Source organism: Bradyrhizobium sp. AZCC 1719 (genome assembly GCF_036924525.1).
In the GTDB taxonomy this organism is placed as follows: domain Bacteria; phylum Pseudomonadota; class Alphaproteobacteria; order Rhizobiales; family Xanthobacteraceae; genus Bradyrhizobium.
On record NZ_JAZHRU010000001.1, the window covers coordinates 6854037 to 6873253 of the forward strand.

Consider the following 19217-nt stretch of genomic DNA (forward strand, 5'->3'; position numbering starts at 1 on the left):
GACCACCCCTCACGCCGCCCGCACCGTATCCAGGAACTTGCCGACCTCGAGCTTGAGGCGGTTCGAGTCGGCAGAGAGCGATTGCGCCGCCGAAAGCACCTGCGCGGAAGCCGAGCCGGTCTCGCTGGCGCCGCGTTGCACGTCGGTGATGTTGGCCGAAACCTGCTGGGTGCCGTCGGCCGCCTGCTGCACGTTGCGGGAGATTTCCTGGGTCGCCGCGCCCTGTTCTTCCACCGCCGCGGCGATGGTCGCGGCGATCTCGGCCAGCCGTTCGATGGTGCCGCTGATTTCCTTGATAGCGCCGACGGATTCGTGAGTAGCGCCCTGGATGCCTGATATCTGCTGACTGATCTCGCCGGTGGCCTTGGCGGTCTGTTCGGCGAGCGCCTTCACTTCCGACGCCACCACCGCAAAGCCGCGGCCGGCTTCGCCCGCGCGCGCCGCCTCGATGGTCGCGTTGAGCGCCAGCAGGTTGGTCTGGCCTGCAATGGTGTTGATGAGTTCGACGACGTCGCCGATACGCGCTGCCGCCTTCGACAATTCGCTGACGCGATCGTTGGTGACGCGCGCCTGGTCGACGGCTTCACCCGCCATTCGCGCCGATTCCTGCACCTGACGGCTGATCTCGTTGACAGAGGAAGACAGCTCTTCCGTCGCTGACGCAACCGATTGCACATTCGTGGACGCCTCTTCCGAGGCCGCAGCCACCGTCGTGGTCACCTGCTGGGCGCGCTCGGCAGTTGCCGTCAGCGTGCCGGCGGAAGCTTCGAGTTCGGTAGACGCCGACGACACGGTCTCGACGATCTCACCGACGGCTGCCTCGAACGAATCGGCAAGTCGGACCATCTCGGCCTTGCGCTGCTGGGCCGCAACCTGGTCCTGCCTCATCTTGGCTTCCGCCTCGTCATGAGCTTTCTGCTCGGAGACGACTTTGAACTTCTCGACGGCGCCCGCGACCGCGCCGAGTTCGTCCTTGCGGCCAAGCCCGGGCAGCACGACGGCGAAATTGCCGCCGGCGAGTTCCTCCATCGAAGCGCTCAATGCCCGCATCGGGCGAGCAATCGTGAAGAAGGAAAACACGGACGTGCCGATCAAGAGAAGGATCGTGCAGAGGCCGACGATCATGGATTGGCGTTCGGCCGAGGTCATCTCCTGGGCGGCCTGCGCGGCTTCCTCCTCCACGCGACGCTTGCTAAAATCGGCAATCTGGTTGGCGAGCGCTTCGAGCTCGGCCGCGATCGGCAGCGTGACTTCCCTCGCAACGCGGATGGCTTCTTCGTTCAACTTCGCGACGCGCGAGGCGGCATCGGAACCACCACCCGCGGCGGCAATCGCTTCACCACGGACTGCGGCGATCTGCTGGGCTGCTTTGGCGTAGTCTGCCGCCCGCGTCTTGAGCTTCTCGATGCGTGCCCGATTTTCGCTGGAATGAGACAGACGCAGCATCTCGTCGGCAAATCCGTTCACCGACTTGAGCCGGGCCGCCAGATAGTCATTCGCTTTCTGCAGGTCCGCCGAACTGTTGACGAGGCGAAGATCGCGCACGCCGGTCTGCATGCCGCGAATTGACGCCTTCGCACCTACCGCTTCTCGCGCGACCGTCTGCTGCTCCGACTTACGGGCATCGGCATCGCGCAGTGAACTGTTGGCGCGCATCTGGGCGATCACCATCGCGCCAACAAGCAGAACGCCGAGGCCCGAGGCGATGCCGAGCTTGGCGCTGATCGACAGGTTCAGGATGAAGCGGGACATGGCTTTGCGTCCTTCAAATGAAACGACCCGGGGGAATCACAGCGCTGCCGTTGTTTCCCGCATGGCGGGATCACGGTGAAGAAGTGCCGGGCCAATTTGGGACGAGCCGGTTCGCTGCGAACGAAGGGCTCCTGCGGCGGCATAGCCACAGAGCGGCACCCATGACCGTCAGGCTTTCATACGATGGTTAACCAGCGTCTAAGGCGGGACGGTCCGGGAACTGGTAGTATTACGGAAGCGCGGCGCGCTTTAGCTCCATCATGCCGGATCGCCCGTCTGCCTGCGCGCTGCCGACAGCGTCTGCTGCGGTGTTTCGCCAAACAACTCGCGATAGAGCGCGGTGAACTCGCCCATGTGCCAGAAGCCGTTCGCGAGCGCGACCGCCTTCACCGACTGCACCGACGCGCCGCGCACCAGTTGTTGTCGGACGTTCCACAGCCGCCGCAACCGCATGTAGCGGTGCATGCTCATGCCGCGAATGGCAACCACGGCGTTATGCAGCGTCCGCACCGAGACCCGGAGTTGCCGCGCCACGTCGGCGCTGTACAACGTCCTGCCGGCGCTGTCGGCCACGAACTCGTCAAGCTTTCGGACCAGCGCCAGATAGTGGCTCAGGCTCAGGCGTTTGGCTTCGGGTGTGGGCGATGCCGCAGCCATCGCCAGATCGACCGCCTGCAGAATCGATTCTTCAACGTGCTCGATCACGTTCGGCTGCGCGAAGCTATCGGGCGAATGCGAAGCGAGCGTCAGGACATCGCGAACCGTCACCCGAAGTGTCTCGCATCTATCCGGCAGCGTCGCGATCAATTGAGCGCTATCGGCATCGCCCGGCCAGCCGCGATCGTCGATGGAAGCAAAATTCACAAGCGCCACCAGATTGGCCCGCTGCTCCACGATCTCACACGTCGCGGTACCCTTGACCAGGAGCAAGGCCGGCGCGCGGGCTTCAACGCCGTTGATGATCAACGAAGCCGCATCGTCCATCGTGAAGCCGACGATCGCGCCGGTCGTGGAATACTGCATCTGCAGAATTCGAGGGAACGTCCGCTGCAGATGGACCGAACAGGACTTCAGCTTCAGCGAGGCGAAAGCGGCGGCGAAGTGCTTGGCGTCGATCGGAATGCTCTTGGCATCGCCCAGTCCTTCGATGCTCCGGAACCGATCGACGTCCAGAGACCGGCTAATCTTTACGAACTCAGACTCAACTAGGTCATCAAGCAACGACACGCGGCGGTCATCCGAGCCGTCGGCAGCGATCGTCGCAACAACGAGAAAGAGCGCTAGCCGGGATTGAGAGGGATCGTGCGCGCAACTTGACCATGGCGGGTGGGTGCCTCGATGCGCCTCCCCTTTGGATGAAGCGTGTTGAGTCCTGGCTCATCTTCTTTGACGCAGAACACATGTCAGAGGTTCAGATCGTCACGATACCTCCGCGTATTACCACTTTTTCCCGACTTAGGAAGTTCATTCGCCACATTTTATCCCAGTTTCGCTCAGGGCGATTGAACGGCACGTGCCGCAATCGCAATTTTACGATCTAGGGATGTTTCTCGCTCCTCTTGCAGCCGAAAAGCCGACGGCTCATGGCAAGTCGCGTTTCTGATTCGGATCGCCAGCGATCGCGAAGCCGGCATCAGGAACCGGCTTCGAACCGAATAGCAGGTACGAGGATCAAGCCGCCCGCACCGAATCGAGGAACCTGCCGACCTCGAGCTTGAGGCGGTTCGAGTCGCCTGAGAGCGATTGCGCCGCCGCAAGCACCTGCGAGGACGCCGATCCGGTTTCGCTGGCGCCACGCTGCACGTCGGTAATGTTGGAGGACACCTGCTGGGTGCCCATGGCCGCCTGCTGCACGTTGCGGGAGATTTCCTGCGTCGCGGCGCCCTGCTCTTCCACGGCCGCCGCAATCGTCGACGAAATCTCCGACAGTTTTTCAATCGTGCCACTGATGGCCTGGATCGCGTTCACCGACTCCTGCGTTGCCGCCTGGATGCCGGTGATTTGTTGTCCGATCTCGCCGGTGGCCTTCGCGGTCTGTTCCGCCAGCGCCTTCACTTCGGAAGCCACGACCGCAAAACCGCGGCCGGCCTCGCCGGCGCGCGCCGCCTCGATGGTGGCGTTGAGCGCCAGCAGGTTGGTCTGGCCGGCGATGGTGTTGATCAGCTCGACGACGTCGCCGATGCGGGTTGCCGCCTTCGACAATTCGCTGACGCGGTCATTGGTCGTGCGCGCCTGCTCCACGGCGTCGTTGGCCATCCGCGCCGATTCCTGCACCTGGCGGCTGATCTCGGTGACGGATGACGCCATCTCTTCGGTGGCCGACGCCACCGACTGCACGTTGGTCGAGGCTTCCTCGGAGGCCGAAGCGACCGTTGTCGCGAGTTCCTGCGCGCGTTCCGCGGTCGACGTCAGCGTGCCCGCCGAGACCTCGAGCTGGCTGGACGCCGACGACACGGCTTCGACGATCTGGCCGACCGCCGCCTCGAAATCGTTGGCCATCTTGTTCATGTCCGCCTTGCGTTGCCCCGCTGCGATCTGATCCTGCTTGATCCTGGCTTCAGCTTCGTCGCGGGCCTTGTCCGCAGCCTTCAGCTTGAATGCCTCGATGGCAAACGCCATGTCGCCGATCTCGTCCTTGCGGTCGAGCCCTGGAAGAACCACGCCGAAATTGCCGCCGGCGAGTTCCTTCATGCCGGAAGTGAGGCCGATAAGGGGTCGTATGATGCTGCGTACGATGAGTAGCCCAAGGACGCCCGTCAGAATGATTACCGCCGCGGCAATGCCAAGGGCGGTCCAAAATGCCGATTCCGCCGTCACCCGGGTACGCTCCGCCAAAGCGAGCAGATTTCCGGCAAGATGGTCTTCGACTTTTTTCATTAGGTCGATGCGCGCTGTGGTCATTTTATACCAATGTGCGCCATCGGCGCCGCTCAGCGGCTCGCCCGGGGACGTCTCGATCGCCATTTTCCGCATGCGATCGACTTCGGTCACCGTCTCCCCAACGACCGTTGTCGCGAGGAAGACCTGATCGTCGCTGGTGGCATATGACTTAAACAGGGAGAAATAGGTATTCTGATTGGCGACGACGCCGGCGAAAAGACGATACTGGGCGAGGTTGAATTTGCCAGCGGCAAATCCAGGGGCACCCGTTGCCCGCTCCTGCCCGGACCGTTCCTTGGCCTGCATGAAGCTTGAATAGGCCGAAAGGGCGCGGGCGACATTGACGTTGGTTACTAGCTGGGAGATCTCCAGCCCGACGTCGAGCAGGCGGCCGATGGTGGTCGTGAAATAGACGTTCGAGTCTGCGGCAGCTATCTTGAGGGAGCTGACGTCTTGCCTGATCGCCTCGAGTCGCGCGACCTGCGCCATTGCATCGTCCAGGATCGTGGCAAGTTGACCGCCGGCTGCCTTGACATCAAAGTCCTTGAGCGCGGCTCCGAGCGTCTGGCGCTGCGCGTCGGTGAGCAAGCGCTGTTCGGGAAGCTCTCGCTTTAGCTGTTCGCCTTTGCTGCCCAGGAAAACTGCGGAGGCACCGCGCTCCCGCTGCATCTCGTGCACCAGCCCGCTGACGCGCGTGGCGAGGCCGGCAAGTGTGGAGAGTTTTTGCATTTCCCCGACCGTCGCTGCCTTTTCGCGCACGACGATCGATGAGGCCAGCAACAGGCCAAGTGAAGGAACCAGCAGCGCGCACAGGATGCGGGGCATGATTCGGAGTCGACCAAACGAAATGGCCACGACAGGTCTCCATGACTTGGGATTTTGGACGCCGTTGCCCGATCCAGGCTTTTTCCGCAATCCGCGAATCCGCAGGACGTGGCCAAGCCGTCCCCCATCAAATCACTTAGCGACTTCACATGCGTTAATTTGGCAGCAAGTAAAATTACGGGAGGCGGTAGCGCTATCGGTGCCCGTTTTATGAAATGTCCGCAGGCACGCCGCGGCGAACGCCGGTTGCTTGAAGCAATTCACGCCGGATGCAAAAAAGCCCGGCTTTGGAAGCCGGGCTCTTGTTTGACTCATGCCTGTCCAGGCCCTGTCAGGCCGCCCGCACCGAGTCGAGGAAGCGGCCGACCTCGAGCTTGAGGCGGTTCGAGTCGCCTGAGAGCGATTGCGCCGCCGCAAGCACCTGCGAGGACGCCGATCCGGTTTCGCTGGCGCCACGCTGCACGTCGGTAATGTTGGAGGACACCTGCTGGGTGCCCATGGCCGCCTGCTGCACGTTGCGGGAGATTTCCTGCGTCGCGGCGCCCTGCTCTTCCACGGCCGCCGCAATCGTCGACGAAATCTCCGACAGTTTTTCAATCGTGCCACTGATGGCCTGGATCGCGTTCACCGACTCCTGCGTTGCCGCCTGGATGCCGGTGATCTGTTGTCCGATCTCGCCGGTTGCCTTCGCGGTCTGTTCCGCCAGCGCCTTCACTTCGGAAGCCACGACCGCAAAACCGCGGCCGGCCTCGCCGGCGCGCGCCGCCTCGATGGTGGCGTTGAGCGCCAGCAGGTTGGTCTGGCCGGCGATGGTGTTGATCAGCTCGACGACGTCGCCGATGCGGGTTGCCGCCTTCGACAATTCGCTGACGCGGTCATTGGTCGTGCGCGCCTGCTCCACGGCGTCGTTGGCCATCCGCGCCGATTCCTGCACCTGGCGGCTGATCTCGGTGACGGATGACGCCATCTCTTCGGTGGCCGACGCCACCGACTGCACATTGGTCGAGGCTTCCTCGGAGGCCGAAGCGACCGTTGTCGCAAGTTCCTGCGCGCGTTCCGCGGTCGACGTCAGCGTGCCCGCCGAGACCTCGAGCTGGCTGGACGCCGACGATACGGCTTCGACGATCTGGCCGACCGCCGCCTCGAAATCGTCGGCCATCTTGCTCATATCCGCCTTGCGGCTCGCCACGGCGCGGGTCTCGGCCGCGTGCTGCTCGGCCTCCAGCGACTGGCGCGAAATGGCATTGCTCTTGAACACTTCGACGGCCTTGGCCATCTCGCCAACCTCGTCGCCGCGCCCGATGCCGGGCACCTCGACGGCAAGGTTGCCGCTGGCGAGTTCGTTCATCGCAACCGTCATCCGCTGCAGCGGACCGGTGACGCTACGCGCCACGAAGATCGACACCACGAGCGTAAATAGCAGGACTACACCGGCAATGATCAGCGAGCGCTGGGTCGAGGCCCAGGTCTGCGCCGTCAGGTCGTCGATGTAGACGCCGGTGCCGACGACCCAGTTCCACGGAGCGAAGCCGACCACGTAGGACAATTTCGGCTGCGGCTTGTCGAAGCCGGGCTTCGGCCATTCGTAGGGAACAAAGCCGGAGCCGTTCTTTCTGACGGTATTGACGAAATCGACGAACAACAGGTTACCGTTGGGATCCTTGTAGGCCGAAAGATCGTTGCCGTTCATCTCCGGCCTGATCGGATGCATCACCATTTTCGGATGCATGTCATTGATCCAGTAATAGTCGTTGTTGCCGTACCTGAGCGCTCCGATCCGCGCCATCGCCCGCTTCTGGGCATCGGCGTCGGACACGCCGCCCTTCTGCGCCGCGGCATGCTCTTCCTTGATGATGCCGAGTGCGATTTCGCCGAGGTGGCGCAGCTCGATCTGCTTCTGCTGGTTCAAGCTCGATGCCAGTTCGCGCGAATCGAGAAAGGCGATGCCGAGGAAACCGATAAAGCTCAGGCAGATGAGGGCATAGATCTTTCGGCCAACCGTCAGCTTGGCCCGGCTTATCATTCCAAACATGCTTAATCTCCCACGCGACGACGGTGGTCGTCAGCCCCACTGCGCGGAATCGTACATGTCAGGCGCTTTCCACCCGTTAATTTTGTACTCAGTAGATATACGGGATTTTATTAACCAAGCCCGCAGCCAGCGCATCCCATCGATTCCGAACGACAAAAGGCCCGCACCGGTTCAGGGGCGGGCCTTCGTAGGTCTCTGCGGTCTGTCGGCTGCTCACGCCGCCCGCACCGAATTCAGGAACTTGCCGACCTCGAGCTTGAGGCGGTTGGAGTCCGACGACAGCGACTGGGCCGAAGAGAGCACCTGCGTCGAGGCCGATCCGGTCTCGCCGGCCCCGCGCTGCACGTCGGTGATGTTGGCGGAGACCTGCTGGGTGCCGCGGGCCGCCTGTTGCACGTTGCGGGAGATTTCCTGGGTTGCGGCACCCTGCTCTTCCACCGCGGCCGCAATGGTCGAGGATATTTCCGACAGCTTCTCGATCGTGGAGCTGATCGCCTGGATCGCACCGACGGACTCCTCCGTCGCGGCCTGAATGCCGGTGATCTGCTGGCCGATCTCGCCGGTCGCCTTCGAGGTTTGTTCCGCCAGCGCCTTCACCTCAGATGCCACGACGGCGAAGCCGCGGCCGGCGTCGCCGGCACGGGCGGCCTCGATGGTGGCGTTGAGCGCCAGCAAATTGGTCTGTTCGGCGATGGTGTTGATGAGTTCGACCACCGCGCCGATGCGGGCCGCCGCCTTCGACAATTCGCTGACCCGGTCATTGGTGGTGCGGGCCTGATCGACGGCCTCATTGGCCATCCGCGCCGATTCCTGAACTTGACGGCCGATCTCGGTAATCGACGACGCCATCTCCTCGGTGGAGGAAGCCACCGACTGCACATTGGTGGAGGCTTCCTCGGAAGCCGCCGCCACCATCGTGGTCAATTCCTGGGCACGTTCGGCAGTCGTCGTCAGCGTTCCGGCGGCGGCTTCGAGTTGGGTCGACGCCGATGACACGGTCTCGACGATATTGCCGACCGCACCTTCGAAATCGTCGGCGAGCTTGATCATCTCGGCCTTGCGCCGCTGCGCCGCGATCAGATCCTGCTGAACTTTGGCTTCGGCTTCCTCACGCGCCTTGTGCTCGGCGTTCTCGCGAATGACGGTCACCGTCTTGGCGAGATCGCCGATTTCGTCGCCACGGTCGGCGCCGGGAATCTCGACATCGAGATTGCCGCCGGCCATCTCGCCCAGCGCACCGTTCAGCCGCGTCATTGGACGCGCGACCCCGAGGAAGGAGAATGCCACCGAGGCGATCAGCGACGCGACGACGATGATCGCCATGATCAGGTTGATGCGGTTGGCGCGCTCGGTATCGGCCATGACCTCGTCCTTGGAGGTCCTGGCATCCTTTTGCGCGGCCTCGACGGTCGTTTCCATCAGATCGGCGACATCTGCGGCGGCCTTGACGGTGCGGTTGGCGATGATGTCGTTCTTGAGCTGCTCGGTCTTTACCGCTTCCTCATTGGCGGCCAGGAAGCGCTTGACGGTCGAGGAAAGGTTGCTGACCACGACCAGCAATTCCCGGTCATCGGCCTCGCCGCGCAGCTTGTTGAACACATCCTTCAGCGAGGCCTCGGTCTTGGCCATCTCCGAGACCAGGTTGGCATCGCCGGTTGCGCCGAGCTTCCAGGCGGCAGCCCGCAACGCGTTCACCTTTCCATCGGCCTGAAACAGCAAACGCTCGATCTCGAGGCGGTTGTCCAACTTCGCCATGGCCGGCAACTTCAACTGGGCATCGACCGCCTTGGTCCATTCTTCCGAGATGACCGAGCGCTTGTCGATCTGCGCCAGCAGCGTGATCTGCGCCTTGGCGAGATCTTCCACGGCGGCAGTAAAGCCATCCATCAACGTCTTGATCTTCTGCAGCCGTTCCCTGGCGTCCAGCCGCTGCGCCATCGTCAGCGCCGCCTCCAACTCCTTCGCCCCGCTCGCCTTGTAGCGCTGCAAATCGGCAACGGTCTTCTCGACCTCGGCGGAAGTCCTCGCCAGCCTGACATTGCCGGCAGCAAGCTGAATCTTGCGCAGGTCGATATGGGCGGAAAGCGAGTTGTCAGCCACCTGCTGCGACCGGGCGGCGCGCTCGCTGGCTTCCTCGATCTTCGATTCGGTGACCATCTGGTTGGCCACCATGCCGATCGCCAGCAGGACGCCAACCGCCCCGGCCAAGCCCAGTTTGTATCCGATACGGTTGAGCTTGATCATGTCGACGACCCCAATTTCTTCTGAATCAGTTTTCCGGATGCGGAATTTTTACGACGCAAAGGAACCGGCAACCTTCGCGCGCGAATCCCTGAAGATGCGGCGCAGCGTAGCGGGGACCGGTTAATTTCCGCTTGCGTGAAATTACGGGCATCCAGCCAGTCGGGTTGTAGGTCCTCCATCTTCGCGCCAAACGCGAAAGGGCCCGGCGCACGTTCGGCGAGCCGGGCCCTTCGTCGACGGTTGGCCGGTTGTCAGGCTGCCCGGACCGACTCCAGAAACTTGCCGACCTCGAGCCTGAGGCGCTGGCTATCGCCCGAGAGCGACTGCGCCGCCGACAGCACCTGCGAGGAGGCCGCACCGGTCTCGCTGGCGCCGCGCTGCACATCGGTGATGTTGGTGGAGACCTGATGGGTGCCGCGGGCGGCCTGCTGCACGTTGCGGGAGATTTCCTGGGTCGCGGCGCCCTGCTCTTCCACGGCGGCCGCAATCGCCGAGGAGATTTCCGCCAGCCTTTCGATGGTGCCGCTGATTTCCTTGATCGCGCTAACAGAATCCTGGGTCGCGCCCTGGATGCCGGCAATTTGCTGGCTGATCTCGCCGGTGGCCTTTGCCGTCTGTTCGGCCAGCGCCTTGACCTCCGACGCCACGACCGCAAAGCCGCGGCCGGCCTCACCGGCGCGCGCCGCCTCGATGGTAGCGTTGAGCGCCAGCAGGTTGGTCTGGCCGGCGATGGTGTTGATGAGTTCGACGACGTCGCCGATCCGGCCCGCTGCCTTGGACAATTCGCTGACCCGGTCGTTGGTAACGCGGGCCTGACCGACTGCGTCGGTCGCCATCCGCGCCGACGCCTGCACCTGGCGGCCAATCTCGGTGACCGAGGAAGAAAGCTCTTCGGTCGCCGAGGCCACCGACTGGACGTTGGCGGAGGCTTCGCCGGAAGCCGAGGCGACGGCCGAGGTCAGCGTCTGCGAGCGCTCGGCGGTCGCCGACAGCGTGCCGGCCGACGCTTCGAGCTGCGTCGAAGCCGAGGATACCGTCTGCACGATCTCGCCGATCACGCTTTCGAAGTTACGGGTGATGCCATCGACCCGCCGGCCGCGCTCGATCTTGGCTTCGGCGTCGGCGTCAGCAGCCTCGTCGGCCGCTTTCTTGGCAATCAGCGCTTCCTTGAATACCTGCAAGGTATCGGCCATCGCGCCGATTTCGGTCTTCTCGCCCTGGTGCGGCACCTCCGCATTCAGATCGCCGTTACCCAGCGCCTGCATCGGCGTGACGATCGAAGCAATGCCGCGCGAGACGTCGCGAACCAGATAGGCGCTGATGCCGATGCCGATCATAACGGCGGCGCCAAGGATCAGGGCAAGCATCATGAGAGCGGCGGTGTAGCTGTCAGCCGCCTCCCTTGCCGCCTTGTCCGCGCCGGCATTGTTCAGATCGATGCTCTTCTTCAGGACGGCATCGGCATCGAGGCTGATCTTGTTGACGGTCGTGGTATTCAGGTCGTGCGCTTCGGTCGGGATGGTCCCAGCCGCCTTGCGCGACAGCTCCATGACCTCCTGGGTGCCTTTGCGGTATTTGTCCCACAGCCTCGACCATTCGGCATACAGCGCCCGCTCCTCCGCCGAAGTGATCAGCGGCTCGTAGGCCGCGCGGATCTTGGTGTTGTTGTCGATGACGGTGGCGAGCGTTTTCTCCATCGAGAGCTTCTCTTCCAGCGTCTCGGACAGCATGTGCTCGCGGATCACGTTGCGGTAGGTGATGGTGCCGGCGCGCAGGTCGCCCAGCACGCGGATACTCGGCATCCAGTTGGTCGCGATATCGACCGTGTTGGCGTTGATGGCGCGCATGTTCTTCACCGCGAGCAGACCCATGCCCGCCATCGCGACGAGCAGGAAGGCGACCACGGTGATAATCTTGGTGCGGATCGAATAGCGGGCGAGCATGGGTGGAATCTCTTGGTTTTGGGCGCGCGGGACGCCGTCTTGGAAAAGGCCCGGAATTTGGAAAGGAAGGATGCCTTGCGGATATCAAACCTGACGCGTCCTCAAGTTGAGTTAATTCGCGTCGGTACAAATACCTACGCGACAGTTCTCACCAGGAAATGAATGTCGGCTTGAGGCGATCAGCGCATCAGATTCAAGGCATCGGAGAAAAATTCCGTCCCGCCGAAATTGCCTGATTTCAGTGCGAGCAGCATCTCGCCGTCCTCGGCGCCGACCGCGCGCAAAACCGGCACGCCTGCAGCGATTTCTTCGCCGACGAGAAAGCCCGGAATCCTCAGCCGATCGACGACGGCGCCCGAAGTTTCACCACCGGCGACCACCAATCGCCGCACGCCGGTGCGCACCAGGCCTTCGGCGATATCGGCCATCGCCAGCTCGATGGCATGTCCGGCTGCATCGCGGCCATGCCGAGATTGCAGAGCTGCAACCTGGTCCGGCGTCGAGCTGCTGGCAATCAGGATTGGACCATCGCTGATCCGGTCGCTCGCCCAGGCCAGCGCCCGGCGCGCCTCTGCCGGCCCCGCGATGATCTGCTCGGGATCGAGATGCAGCACGGCCATAGTCTTTTCGGCATTGGCAATCTGCGCCAACGTCGCCTGCGAGCAGCTCCCCGCAAGACACGCAGCCGGTCCGCCGACCGGCGTGCCGGAGACCGCGCCCGCGGCCGCCGCTTTGACCTTGCCGGAGGCGACCAGCGCGCGCGCAAGGCCGAGGCCGATGCCGGATGCGCCGACGGACAGGCGGTGATCCAGCGCAACGGCGCCAATCGTTTCCAGATCGCGGTCAAAGACGGCATCGATGATGGCCGCGCCGATCCCCTTTCCCGCCAGCTCAGCGAGACGCCCGCGAACCGCCTCCGCACCGCGCGTGAGCGTGGCGAGATCGACCAGCCCGACCTGGGTCCGGCTCTGGCGCGCCAGCACCCGCACCAGATTGGAATCGTGCATCGGATTGAGCGGATGATCCTTCAGCGGGCTTTCGTTCAGCGGCACGGAGCCTACGAACAGATTGCCCTGATAAACGGTGCGGCCGGTCTCCGGAAACGCCGGCGTCACCAGCACGATGGCATCGCCGCAGTCGGCGCGCAGCGCGTCCATCACCGGACCGATATTGCCGGCGTCGGTGGAATCGAAGGTCGAGCAAATCTTGAACAGCACGTGAGCGGCGCCGCGGCCGCGCAGCCATTTTTCCGCGGCGCGCGAACGGTCGACCGCAACATCAGCCTCGATCGAGCGGCTCTTGAGCGAGATCACGACCGCATCGACCTCCGGCAGCGCCAGATCGTCTGGCGGCACGCCGATGGTCTGCACCGTGCGCAGGCCCTGACGCGTCAGCGTGTTGGCGAGGTCGGAGGCGCCGGTGTAGTCGTCGGCGATGCAGCCAAGGAACAGTTTCACGGTTTTGCTCCGGCATAGGGCTTGAACCAGCCGAGGCCATCGGTGGTCTTGCCGCGCGGGTTGTATTCGCAGCCGACGAAGCCGCCATAGCCGAGCCGGTCGAGCTCGGTGAACAGGAACGGATAGTTCAGCTCTTCGCCGTCAGGCTCATTGCGCGAGGGAATGCTGGCGATCTGGACATGGCCTGTTATCGGCATCATCTCGCGCAGCCGCATGGTGACGTCGCCATGGATGATCTGGCAGTGATAGATGTCGAACTGCAGTTTGAGATTTGGGATTTTCAGTTCGACAATCAGGTCGCGCGCGAAGGAAAAATCGTTGAGAAAATAGCCAGGCACGTTGCGCGGATTGATCGGCTCGATCACGACGTCGAGGCTATGGGGCGCGTAGAACTCGGCTGCCCACGCTACCGACTTGTAGAATTGTTCGACGGCCTTCGCGCTGCTGCGATCGGCGATGCCCGCCATCAGATGCAGCCGCTTGACGCCGGTCGCCTTCGCATAGGGCAACGCCGTCTCAAGGCTTCGCTTGAGATCGTCAAAGCGCTCCGGCAGCGCGGCAAAGCCTTTTTCGCCGGCGTCCCAATTGCCCGGCGGCAAATTGAACAGCGCCTGCGTCAGGCCGTTCTTTTTAAGCCGCTCGCCGACGGCGTCTGCCGGATGGTCGTAGGGAAACAGAAATTCGACTGCGGTAAACCCCACCTGCGCCGCCGCATCGAAGCGGTCGAGGAACGGGACCTCGGTAAACATCATGGAGAGATTGGCGGCAAAGCGCGGCATCTACGGTCCCCTTCTTGATCTTGCTCTTACTTCGGCTCGCCCGGCAGATGCGTGCCAGTGACTTTTGCATACATCCGCGCGACCGAGGCATCATCGTCGCGGCCCATGCCGGCGGCTGACGTCATCAGGAACATCTGCAATGCCGCAGCGGAAACCGGCACCGGAAATTTCGCCGAGCGTGCCATGTCCTGGATGATGCCGAGATCCTTGACGAAGATATCGACCGCGCTGCGCGGCGCATAATCGCCGTCGAGCACATGCGGCATGCGGTTCTCGAACATCCACGAATTGCCGGCCGAGGCCGTGATCACCTCGTAGACTTTTCGGATGTCGAGGCCCTGCTTGGCAGCGAATGCGATCGCCTCGGAAGCGGCAGCGATGTGCACGCCGGCCAGCAACTGGTTGATCATCTTGAACGCGGCGCCTTGGCCTGCGGCGTCACCGAGCTCGTAGAGCTTTGCCGCCATCGCATCCAGCGCGGGCCGTGCTTTGACAAAGGCGGCCGGACTGCCGGATGCGAGGATGGTGAGTTCGCCCTGCGCCGCGCGCTGTGCGCCGCCGGAAATCGGCGCGTCGAGGTAGTGCCGGCCGGTTTCTTCCAACTGTTTGGCGAGACGCCGTGCTACGTCGGGGTCCATGGTGGCGGAGGAAATAAATACCGCGCCTTTCGCCAGCGTTTCCGCGACGCCCTTGGCGCCGAACAGAATGGTCTCGGTTTGCGCGGCGTTGACGACGACGCTGACGACGATGTCGGCCGATTTTGCCGCTTCCGCCGGCGTCGCGGCGCCCTTGCCGCCATCGGCGACGAACCGCTTGACCGTGTCAGCCGAGACGTCGCACCCGGTGACCTCTAGCCCCGCGCGGCGCAGCGAGGTCGCCATGCCAAAACCCATCGAGCCCAGCCCGATAACGGCGACGCGCGGTTTGGCGGATTCTGGCATGCGGCGGTTCCTCGATGGTTTCTGTTCAGCGGCCATTCGGCCGGCGGCTTGGCGCCTTGCGTATCACGGCTTGGCCGCGCTGCCAAAGCGTGAGACAAGGCGGAAAAGAGGTCGGTCCATGAGCGAAACAAGGATCCGCGAGGAAATCTGCCGCTTCGGCCGCTCGCTGTTCGAGCGCGGGCTGACGCCGGGCTCCTCCGGCAATATCAGCGTGAAACTCGATGACGGCGGCTGGCTGGTGACGCCGACCAACGCCTCGCTCGGCTTCCTCGACCCGGCGCGGATGTCACGGCTCGGGCCCGACGGACGGCTGGTATCCGGCGATGCCCCGACCAAGGAGGTGCCGCTGCACACCGCGCTCTACCAGACCCGCAATGCGGCACGCGCCGTCGTGCATCTGCACTCGACCCACTCAGTGGCGCTGTCGATGCTGCCCGAGATCGACCCCCGCGCCGCGTTGCCGCCGATGACGGCCTATTACGTGATGAAATGCGGCCACACCGCGCTCGTGCCCTATTATCGGCCCGGCGATCCGGCCGTCGCCGACGCCATCAAGGGACTGGCCGGGAAGTACTCCTCCGTGCTGCTTGCCAACCATGGCCCGGTGGTGTCAGGCGATACGCTGGAGGCGGCGGTGTTCGCGATGGAGGAGCTGGAGGAGACGGCGAAGTTATATCTGCTGCTGCGCGGGTTGAACCCAAGGTATCTGTCGCGGGAACAGGTGGCAGATCTAACCAAAGTGTTCGGGCTGACGCTGCCGGAGCATGGGCACGAACGCGCGCAAGAAAGAAATGCAGTGACGCGACCGACAGACGCTGAGGTCGAAGCGGCCGCTCGTGTCCTTGATAAGGCAGGGCGCCATAATCATTGGTGGCCCAAGACCATCAAGTCATATGATGAGTTTGCTAAGACGGACCCGATCGCCAAGAGCGAGTTTGAAGGGATCGTGGAACAGATGTTGATGGCCGCATCACAGGCCAAGGGAAATACGGAAACGCCGTAGTGGCTACAGCCCCAGATACGCCTTCCGCACATCGGGATTGACGCTGATCTCGGCCGCGCTGCCCTGCATCAAGACGCGGCCGGTCTGCAGGATATACGCGCGGTCGGCGATCTCCAGGCATTCCGACATGCGCTGCTCGACGATCAGCACGGTCATGCCGGCGTCGCGGATGCGTTTCACGGCCTGGAAGATTTCATCGACCAGCTTTGGCATGATGCCCTGCGACGGCTCATCCAGCATGAGTAGCCGCGGGCGGGTCATCAGCGCGCGGCCGATGGCCAGCATCTGCTGCTCGCCGCCGGAGAGCGTTTCGGCGCGCTGCTCCAGCCGCTCCTGCAGGCGCGGAAACAGCTTGAAGACTAGATCGAGCGGTGCCTCGCGATCGGACTGGCTACGGAAAAGATAACTGCCGAGCCTTAAGTTGTCGCGCACCGACAGGCGCGGAAACAGCCGCCGGTTTTCCGGCACATAGGCGATGCCGCGCGAGGTGATGATGTGCTGGGCCATGCCGTCGATGCGCGTTCCGTCGAACGACACGGTGCCGGAGCGAGGTCGCTCGGCGCCCGCAATCGATTTCAGCAGCGTCGACTTGCCGGCGCCGTTGGCGCCGGCGACGCAAACGATTTCGCCCTTTGCCACCTCGATCGAGACCGCCGAGATCGCGACCAGCCCCTGATAGGCGGTGGTGACTTCATGCACCGACAGCATGACGGTCTCCCAGATAGGCGGTTATGACTTTCGGGTCGCGAACCACGTCCGCAGGCTTGCCCTCGACCAGCACCTTGCCGAGATCGAGCACGATGGCGCGGTCGACCAGCGGCATCACGATTTCCATGACGTGCTCGACCATCAGCACGGTGACGCCGGTGTCGCGCACCTTGCGCACCAGTTCGACGCCGGTCTTGGCCTCGACCGGCGTAAGCCCCGTGAGTACCTCGTCGAGCAGCAGCAGTTTCGGCTCGGTCGCCAGCGCCCGCGCCACTTCGAGCCGGCGCTTTTCGGACGGGACCAGATCGCTGGCGAGCACGTTGGCGCGCGGGCCAAGGCCACAGAATTCCAGCACCTCATGCGCCTTGCGGCGGGCGTCGCGCATCACGGTGGTGCGGACCAGCGCGCCGACGATGACATTGTCGATCACCGTCATGGTCTCGAAGCTTTTTACGACCTGAAAGGTGCGGCCGATGCCGCGCTGGCAGCGCTCCGCCGCCGGTAGCGCGGTGACGTCCTCGCCGTCGAAGATGATCGAGCCTTGCGTCGGCGGCAGCACGCCGGCGATCAGGTTGAACAGCGTCGACTTGCCGGCGCCGTTCGGGCCGATCAGGCCGACGATTTCGCCGCGTCCGACCGAAATCGAGACGTCGCTGTTGGCGATCAGGCCGCCAAAACGCTGCCAGACACCGCGGGTTTCCAGAAGAGGCGTCATCGGACAGCCTCCTTACGCTTGGGCACAAACAGTCCAGCAAGGCCTTTGAACGAGAACAGGCCGATCAGCCCTTGCGGCCGCGCCAGCGAGATCGCAATGATCAGGCCGCCATAGACGATCAGGTCGACACCGCGGCCGGACCCACCGACATAGGACCGCGTCAATTCGGTGAGCGGAATCAGGATGACAGCGCCCAGCATCGGCCCCCATAGCGTGCCGATGCCGCCGAGCACCGCGGGCAACGCCATCAGCAGCGAGAACTGAAAGCCCATGACGCTCTCGGGATCGATAAAGTAGACGAACTGCGCATAGAAGCTGCCGCCGATGGCGACCAGGAATGCCGATACCGCCGCCGCGCCCATCTTGGAATTGAACACGTCGACGCCGAGGCTTTCAGCTGCCTCCGGATTGTCCTTCACCGCGCGCCACCAATAGCCCCATTTGGAATCCTCCAGCCACCAGGTGACGAACCAGGCGACGCAGGCCAGCGCCAGCGCGAAGTAAAAGTATGGCAGCTTGCTGCGTGGGAACTGGAATTTCAGCCAGCTATCGCCACGCGCCGGGATTTCGATGCCCATCGCAGCACCAGCCCAATCCCAGTTGTGGAACAGCAGCAAACCGATTTCAGCAATGACGATGGTGGCGATGACGAAGTAATGTCCGCGGAGCCGGAAACAGGGATAGCCGAGCGCCATCGCAATCAGCGCCGAGATCACCCCGCCGCCGAGCATGCCGAACCATGGCAGCACGCCGAATTTGGTAAACAACAACGCAGTCGTGTAGGCCCCAATTCCGAAGTAGAGCGCGTGGCCGAGCGAGATCTGCCCGCAATAGCCGGAAAGGATGTTCCAGCTTTGCGACAACGCTCCCCACATCAGCGTCAGCACCATGATGTTCTGGACGTAAACGTCCTTGACGAACAGCGGGACGGCGGCCGCAATCGCGGCGAGAACACAGGCGACGATGAGGTCGCGGCGGCGGCGTTCTGCGAAAGCGGTATCCATCACATCGATCCGAACAGGCCGCGCGGCCGGACAAAAACCACAAGGAGATAGACGGCATAGATGCCGACCGCCTTGAGCGACGGCGGCAGCAACATTGCGGTCGTGGCCTCGACGAGGCCGACGACGATGCCACCGGCGAAGGCGCCGAACACGCTGCCGAAGCCGCCGAGCGCCACCGTCACGTAGGCAATCAGCGCAAACGAGGCGCCGACATCAGGATAGATGTAAAAGAAGATCGCCATGACCGCGCCGGCGAGGCCCACCAACGCCGCGCCGAGGCCCCAGCCCAGCGCAAACACCTTGTTCTTGTCGATGCCGACCAGCGCCACCGCGCCGGCATCCTCGCGGGTTGCTTCCAGCGCGCGGCCGAAATCGGTGCGGTTGATGAAGAGATAGAGCGCGCCAAAAGCCGCAATCGCCACCAGCGCCCCGACCAGTTGCGGCACCGGCAGGTAGATCCCGGCGATCGAGACGGTTTTGCCGCCGAGCCAGGAATGGGTGACGCTGCGATAGTCAGGCGTGAAGAAGTATTGCGCCAGCCCGCGCATGACGATGGCGAGGCCAAAGGTCGAGAAGATCTGCACCATGCCGGCATTGGCTTTCGCACGCACCGCAAAGCGCACAATTAATAGATAGACGACGGCCCCGAACACGAACAGGGCGGCGGCGACCAGCGGCGCCGACAGCAATGGATCGATCGCAAAGAACACGAACAGGAAGAACGTCGCGTACATCGCGATCATCAGGAATTCGCCATGGGCGAAGTTCACGACGTCCATCAGCCCGAAGATCAGCGCGAGGCCGACGGCGATGAGGCCGTAAAGCAGGCCCATCAGGAGGCCGCTCGCCAGGCTTTGGATGATAGTTTCGGCTGTCACGGCTGTGGCTCCAAGTACAGGTCCTCATCCTGAGGAGCTTGCGAAGCAAGCGTCTC

At 63.4% G+C, this 19217-nt stretch carries 13 protein-coding genes and 1 pseudogene; 1 reads left to right on the top strand and 13 read right to left on the bottom strand.

Annotated elements, in window-relative coordinates:
* Nucleotides 1-9: 9 nt before the first annotated feature.
* The 9 genes from V1292_RS32310 to ltnD all read right to left on the bottom strand — a co-directional run bounded on the left by V1292_RS32310 (nucleotide 10) and on the right by ltnD (nucleotide 14889).
* The gene (locus tag V1292_RS32310) at nucleotides 10-1752 is read right to left on the bottom strand and encodes a methyl-accepting chemotaxis protein (protein ID WP_334376585.1); all 1743 of its coding nucleotides are present in this window, start codon (nucleotides 1750-1752) and stop codon (nucleotides 10-12) included.
* 258 nt (nucleotides 1753-2010) lie between these two features.
* Entirely contained in the window at nucleotides 2011-2979 is a 969-nt protein-coding gene (locus V1292_RS32315; protein WP_334376586.1) for a helix-turn-helix domain-containing protein, read from the bottom strand.
* A gap of 444 nt (nucleotides 2980-3423) precedes the next feature.
* Complete coding sequence (locus tag V1292_RS32320; RefSeq protein ID WP_334376587.1) at nucleotides 3424-5457, bottom strand: methyl-accepting chemotaxis protein; 2034 nt, start codon at nucleotides 5455-5457, stop codon at nucleotides 3424-3426.
* A gap of 331 nt (nucleotides 5458-5788) precedes the next feature.
* Nucleotides 5789-7489, bottom strand: coding sequence for a methyl-accepting chemotaxis protein (locus V1292_RS32325; protein WP_334376588.1), 1701 nt, complete (start codon nucleotides 7487-7489; stop codon nucleotides 5789-5791).
* A gap of 213 nt (nucleotides 7490-7702) precedes the next feature.
* A complete protein-coding gene (locus V1292_RS32330; protein WP_334377229.1) occupies nucleotides 7703-9730 on the bottom strand; it encodes a methyl-accepting chemotaxis protein in 2028 nt (675 codons plus the stop codon).
* Between the two features lie 254 nt (nucleotides 9731-9984).
* Nucleotides 9985-11676: a methyl-accepting chemotaxis protein gene (locus V1292_RS32335; RefSeq protein ID WP_334376589.1), complete on the bottom strand. Its 1692-nt coding sequence runs from the start codon at nucleotides 11674-11676 to the stop codon at nucleotides 9985-9987.
* 179 nt (nucleotides 11677-11855) lie between these two features.
* Nucleotides 11856-13133: a 3-oxo-tetronate kinase gene (gene otnK, locus V1292_RS32340; RefSeq protein WP_334376590.1), complete on the bottom strand. Its 1278-nt coding sequence runs from the start codon at nucleotides 13131-13133 to the stop codon at nucleotides 11856-11858.
* A complete protein-coding gene (gene otnI / locus V1292_RS32345) occupies nucleotides 13130-13912 on the bottom strand; it encodes a 2-oxo-tetronate isomerase (RefSeq protein WP_334376591.1) in 783 nt (260 codons plus the stop codon). The genes otnK and otnI overlap by 4 nt, the downstream gene beginning before the upstream one ends.
* A 26-nt stretch (nucleotides 13913-13938) precedes the next feature.
* Nucleotides 13939-14889, bottom strand: a complete 951-nt coding sequence (gene ltnD, locus V1292_RS32350; RefSeq protein WP_334376592.1) for an L-threonate dehydrogenase — start codon at nucleotides 14887-14889, stop codon at nucleotides 13939-13941.
* Nucleotides 14890-14971: 82 nt separating this feature from the next.
* Here ltnD and otnC point away from each other — a divergent pair.
* Nucleotides 14972-15628, top strand: a pseudogene (otnC, locus tag V1292_RS32355) (3-oxo-tetronate 4-phosphate decarboxylase); the annotation flags it as partial.
* 231 nt (nucleotides 15629-15859) lie between these two features.
* Here otnC and V1292_RS32360 read toward each other — a convergent pair.
* Genes V1292_RS32360 through V1292_RS32375 form a run of 4 tightly spaced genes read right to left on the bottom strand, consistent with a single transcriptional unit; the run spans nucleotide 15860 to nucleotide 19161 of the window.
* Nucleotides 15860-16564 (bottom strand): ABC transporter ATP-binding protein, encoded by a 705-nt coding sequence (locus V1292_RS32360; protein WP_334376593.1) that lies wholly within the window; start codon nucleotides 16562-16564, stop codon nucleotides 15860-15862.
* Nucleotides 16548-17279: an ABC transporter ATP-binding protein gene (locus tag V1292_RS32365; protein ID WP_065744076.1), complete on the bottom strand. Its 732-nt coding sequence runs from the start codon at nucleotides 17277-17279 to the stop codon at nucleotides 16548-16550. The genes V1292_RS32360 and V1292_RS32365 overlap by 17 nt, the downstream gene beginning before the upstream one ends.
* The gene (locus V1292_RS32370) at nucleotides 17276-18283 is read right to left on the bottom strand and encodes a branched-chain amino acid ABC transporter permease (protein ID WP_334376594.1); all 1008 of its coding nucleotides are present in this window, start codon (nucleotides 18281-18283) and stop codon (nucleotides 17276-17278) included. The genes V1292_RS32365 and V1292_RS32370 overlap by 4 nt, the downstream gene beginning before the upstream one ends.
* On the bottom strand, nucleotides 18283-19161 hold the full coding sequence (locus V1292_RS32375) for a branched-chain amino acid ABC transporter permease (RefSeq protein ID WP_334376595.1): 879 nt from the start codon (nucleotides 19159-19161) through the stop codon (nucleotides 18283-18285). The genes V1292_RS32370 and V1292_RS32375 overlap by 1 nt, the downstream gene beginning before the upstream one ends.
* Nucleotides 19162-19217 lie beyond the last annotated feature (56 nt).

Bases quoted from the DNA above. Each gene is read 5' to 3' on its own strand.
- V1292_RS32325 (WP_334376588.1), bottom strand. From the start codon at position 7,489: ATGTTTGGAATGATAAGCCGGGCCAAGCTGACGGTTGGCCGAAAGATC.
- V1292_RS32320 (WP_334376587.1), bottom strand. From the start codon at position 5,457: ATGCCCCGCATCCTGTGCGCGCTGCTGGTTCCTTCACTTGGCCTGTTG.
- ltnD (WP_334376592.1), bottom strand. From the start codon at position 14,889: ATGGCCGCTGAACAGAAACCATCGAGGAACCGCCGCATGCCAGAATCC.
- otnI (WP_334376591.1), bottom strand. From the start codon at position 13,912: ATGCCGCGCTTTGCCGCCAATCTCTCCATGATGTTTACCGAGGTCCCG.
- V1292_RS32360 (WP_334376593.1), bottom strand. From the start codon at position 16,564: ATGCTGTCGGTGCATGAAGTCACCACCGCCTATCAGGGGCTGGTCGCG.
- V1292_RS32370 (WP_334376594.1), bottom strand. From the start codon at position 18,283: ATGGATACCGCTTTCGCAGAACGCCGCCGCCGCGACCTCATCGTCGCC.
- V1292_RS32310 (WP_334376585.1), bottom strand. From the start codon at position 1,752: ATGTCCCGCTTCATCCTGAACCTGTCGATCAGCGCCAAGCTCGGCATC.
- V1292_RS32365 (WP_065744076.1), bottom strand. From the start codon at position 17,279: ATGACGCCTCTTCTGGAAACCCGCGGTGTCTGGCAGCGTTTTGGCGGC.
- V1292_RS32335 (WP_334376589.1), bottom strand. From the start codon at position 11,676: ATGCTCGCCCGCTATTCGATCCGCACCAAGATTATCACCGTGGTCGCC.